The 4655-nt window shown below is 73.4% G+C and carries 1 protein-coding gene and 1 pseudogene; both read right to left on the bottom strand.

All coding sequences use genetic code 11. The annotated features are described in order from the left end of the window. Nucleotides 1-1492, bottom strand: a pseudogene (locus GA0070560_RS27850) (type I polyketide synthase); the annotation flags it as partial. Between the two features lie 102 nt (nt 1493-1594). Next, on the bottom strand, nt 1595-4655 hold a 3061-nt coding region (locus GA0070560_RS27855; RefSeq protein WP_245675769.1), incomplete at its 5' end, for a type I polyketide synthase.

Consider the following 4655-nt stretch of genomic DNA (forward strand, 5'->3'; position numbering starts at 1 on the left):
CCAGCGGCACCGCCGACTTCCCCAACAACGCCGCGAGCCGATCCGCCTGACCGGCCAGCGACACCGCACTACGCGCCGACAGCACCAACGGCACCACCCCGTCCACCGGCACCAACCCAGCCGGAACCGGATCCTCGGGCGCCTCCTCGATGATCAGGTGCGCGTTCGTCCCGCTGATCCCGAACGACGACACACCCGCCCGGCGTGGACGTTCACCCCGGGGCCATTCGTGGGCCGAGGTGAGCAGCTCCACCGCGCCCGAGGACCAGTCCACCTCGGTGGTGGGCTGGTCGACGTGCAGCGTCGCCGGCAACATCCCGTGCCGCAGCGCCTGGACCACCTTGATCACGCCGGCCACACCCGCGGCGGCCTGGGTGTGGCCGATGTTCGACTTCACCGAGCCCAGCCAGAGCGGACGCTCCGGGTCGCGATCCTGGCCGTAGGTGGCCAGCAACGCCTGCGCCTCGATCGGGTCACCCAGCACCGTGCCCGTACCGTGGCCCTCGACGACGTCGACGTCGGAGGCCCGTAGCCCGGCGTTGGCCAGGGCGGCGCGGATCACCCGCTGCTGCGACGGACCGTTCGGCGCCGTCAACCCGTTCGACGCACCGTCCTGGTTCAGCGCGCTGCCCCGCAACACCGCCAGCACCCGGTGCCCACGCTCCCGAGCCACCGACAGCCGCTCCAGGAGCACCATTCCGGCCCCCTCGGCCAGGCCCATCCCGTCCGCGCCGTCCGCGTACGCCTTGCACCGCCCGTCGGCGGCCAACCCCCGCTGCCGGGAGAACGACAGGAAGGAGCCGGGCTGGGCCATCACCATCGCGCCGCCCGCCAGCGCGGCGGAACACTCGCCCTGTCGCAGCGCCTGCGCCGCGAGGTGGATCGCCACCAACGACGACGAGCATCCGGTGTCCACCGTCACCGCGGGCCCCTCGAACCCGAACACGTACGACACCCGGCCGGTGGCGATGCACGGGGCGGCACCCGTACCGGCGAAACCCTCCAGCTCCGGCGCGACCTGACGACCGGAGCCGGCCCCGTAGCCCTGGCTGGACAGCCCGGCGAAGACGCCGACGTCGCTGCCTCGCCACGACGACGGGTCGACGCCCGCCCGTTCCATCGCCTCCCAGGAGGTCTCCAGCAGCAGCCGCTGCTGCGGATCCATGGCCAGCGCCTCTCGCGGCGAGATCCCGAAGAACCCCGCGTCGAACAATCCCGCGCCGTCGAGGAAGCCACCCCGGCTCGTGTACGACGTGCCCGGACGGTCGGGGTCCGGGTCGAACAGGGCAGCGAGGTCCCAGCCGCGGTCGGTAGGGAAGCCGGCGACGGTGTCGACCCCGCCCGCCACCACGCGCCAGAGGTCCTCCGGTGAGGACACACCGCCCGGGTACCGGCACGCCATCCCCACGATGGCGATCGGCTCCCGCGCCTGCTCCTCCACCTCGCGCAGCCGCCGACGAGCGTCGCGGGCGTCGCCGATGGCCCTCTTGAGGTAGTCGCGGAGTTGTACCTCGTCAGCCATGTACCTCAGCTCCCAGGGATGTCCGTGTGCGATTGCCGTCGGTGGGTCCGCGGCGTGCGGGTCGTACGGTGGTCAGACCAGGCGGTCGACGAGCGCGAAGAGCTCCTCGTCGCTGGCGGTTTCCAGGTCGTCGTCGGTCGGGTCCGGATCAGCCACCGCCTCGGCGGTGTTCAGCAGTTCCCGCAGGCGTGTGGTGATCCGGTCGCGGGCCTCGTGGTCGAAGACCGCGGAGCCGAGCGTCGACTCCAGACCGGCGAGACCGGCCAGTACGGAGTCGACCGGGGAGACCGCGTCGACGGCGAGTTCGTCGCGCAGGTGGCGGGCGAGGGCCTGCGCGTTCGGGTAGTCGAACACCAGGGTTGCGGGCAGCTTCAGGCCGGTCGCCTCACGCAGCCGGTTGCGCAGCTCCACCGACGTGAGCGAGTCGAACCCGGCGTCCTTGAACGCCGCGTCCGCGCGGACGGCACCCGCTTCGGAGTGCCCGAGCACGACCGCGACCTGGGCACGTACCAGATCCAACAGCAGCGCCTCCTGGTCGGCCGGAGCTAGCTCGGCGAGCCGGCGGGCCAGCCCACCATCCCCGCCCGACGCGGCCCGCGCCGACTGCCGACCCACCCGGACCAGGCCGCGCAGCAGGTGCGGTACGCCCCCGCCGGTGGCCGCGTCGGCACGTACCTCCCGCAGGTCCAGCTTGACCGGCACCAGCAGCGCCGGTCCGGACGCCAGAGCGGCGTCGAACAGGTCCATGCCTTCCTCGGACCCGAGACCCAGGACTCCCCCGCGCCCTTCGCGCCGGCTCATCCGGTCCAGGGTGAGGTCGTCGATGGTGTCCGCCATGCCGGTGAGCTGCTGCCACGGCCCCCACGCCAGCGACAGCCCCGGCAGGCCCGCGGCCCTGCGATGGGCCATCAGGCCGTCGAGGTAGGCGTTGGCGGCCGCGTATCCGCCGCTGCCCGCGCCCATGAAGATCGACGAGGCGGACGAGTACACGATGAACGCGTCGAGGGGGAGGTCGCGGGTCAGCTCGTCCAGGTGCCGTGCCGCGTCGACCTTCGGCGCGAACACCCTGGCCAGTTTCTCCGGGGTCAACGCCCCGACCACCCCGGCGTCGAACACACCCGCCGTGTGCACGACCGCGTGGGGACGCTCCTGCGCCAGCAGGGCCGCGACCTGATCCCGGTCGGACAGGTCGCAGGCCCGTACCGACACGTCCGCACCCTGCCCGGTCAGCTCCGCGACCAGCTCCGCCACCCCGTCGGCGTCGCGGCCCCGGCGGCTGGCCAGCACCAGGCGCCGCACTCCGTGCCGGGTGACCAGACGGCGCGCCGCGAGAGCACCCAACGTCCCGGCGCCCGAGACCAGCACCGTCGCGTCCGGGCCGAACCGGACCGGGGAGTCCGCGGCCGGGGTGACGCGGGCGAGGCGCGGCACGGACAGGGTCGTCCCGCGCGTCGCGACCTGCGGCTCACCACTGGCCAGCACCGCACCGAGCACCGTCTCCGGTCCGTCGTCGGTGGCCGGGTCGCAGTCCAGCAGGACGATCCGGTCCGGGTTCTCCGCCTGGGCGGCACGCACCAGACCCCACACCGCGGATGCGGCCGGGTCGGTCACCACACCGTCGCCGGCGGGCATCGCGCCCCGGGTGGCCACCACGAGCCGCGACTCGTCCAGTTCGGCTGCCGTCAGCCACGCCTGCACGACCGCCAGGACCCGGGACGTCACGGCCAACGCGTCGCCATCGCCGACCGCCTCCAGCACCGCCGCGTCGGGCGCGTCGCTCAGGGCTGCCACGTCGTCGGCGGTGGTCACCGCCACCCACGACGGCGACGGCGGCCCGGCGGCGGCGGGCAGTTCGACCCAGTCGACCTGGAACAGGGAGTTGCTTCCTGCCGCGTCCGCCTGGTCGGTGGAGACGGCGCGCAGCACCAACGAGTCCATCGTCAGGACCGGGCCGCCGGTCTGGTCGGCGGCCTCGACGGTCATCGTGTCCGGACCGCCGGGCGCGACCCGGACCCGCAACGCCGACGCGCCCACGGCGTGCAGCGCGAGCCCGTTCCAGGCGAACGGCATGACCGCGCGCCCGGGTTGCTCGTCCGTCCCGGCCACTGCGGCGGCGACGGTGCCGGTCTGCAGGGCCGCGTCGAGCAGCGCGGGGTGGATGCCGTACGCGGTGGCGTCCCCGCGATGCTCCTCGGGGAGGGCGACCTCGGCGAAGACCTCCTCGCCGCGCCGCCACACCGTCCGCACCCCCTGGAACGCGGGCCCGTACGCGTAACCACGCTCGGCCAGGTCGGTGTAGAGGTCCCCGACCTCGACCCGTCGGGCGCCGGGGGGTGGCCATGCCGTGAAGTCGAACCGGGTGCCGGTGCTCGGCGTCGCCGACAGCACACCCGTGGCGTGCCGCGTCCACACGTCGGTGCCGTCCTCGCGCAGCGAGTACACCTGCACCGGGCGCGTGCCGTGGTCGTCCGGTCCACCCACCGCGACCTGAACCCGGACGCCGCCGTGCTCGGGCACCACCAGCGGTGACTCCGTCACGAGTTCGTCGAGCACGGGGCAGCCGACCTCGTCGCCGGCGCGCACCGCCAACTCCACCAGGCCGGTGCCGGGAAAGAGCACCACGCCGCCGATGGCGTGGTCGGCCAGCCACGGATGCGTCCGCAGCGACAGCCGCGACGTGAACACCGCCCCGTCGGACTGTGCAAGCCGCACCACCGCGCTCAACAGCGGGTGGTCCGTCGGGGACTGCCCCAGCGAGGTCGCGTCGGCCGCGTCGGCCGTCTGGAGCCAGTAGTGCTGGTGGTCGAAGGCGTAGGTGGGTAGTTCCACCCGCGCCGACGCCGCTGCGGCCGGCAGCACACCGGTCCAGTCCACCGGCACGCCCCGCACGAACAACTCGGCCATCGAGGTCAACAACCGGCGCAGACCACCGTCGTCACGCCGCAACGACCCGGTCACCACCACATCGGCGTCATCGACGATCTCGTTGATCGGCTGCACCAACACCGGATGCGCGCTCACCTCGAGGAACACCCCGAACCGCTGACCGAGCAGATCCGCCACCGCCGGCGCGAACCGCACCTGACCACGCAGATTCTCGTACCAGTACCCGCCGTCGAGCACCCCCGCCTCA

This window comes from Micromonospora halophytica (assembly GCF_900090245.1).
GTDB lineage: Bacteria > Actinomycetota > Actinomycetes > Mycobacteriales > Micromonosporaceae > Micromonospora > Micromonospora halophytica.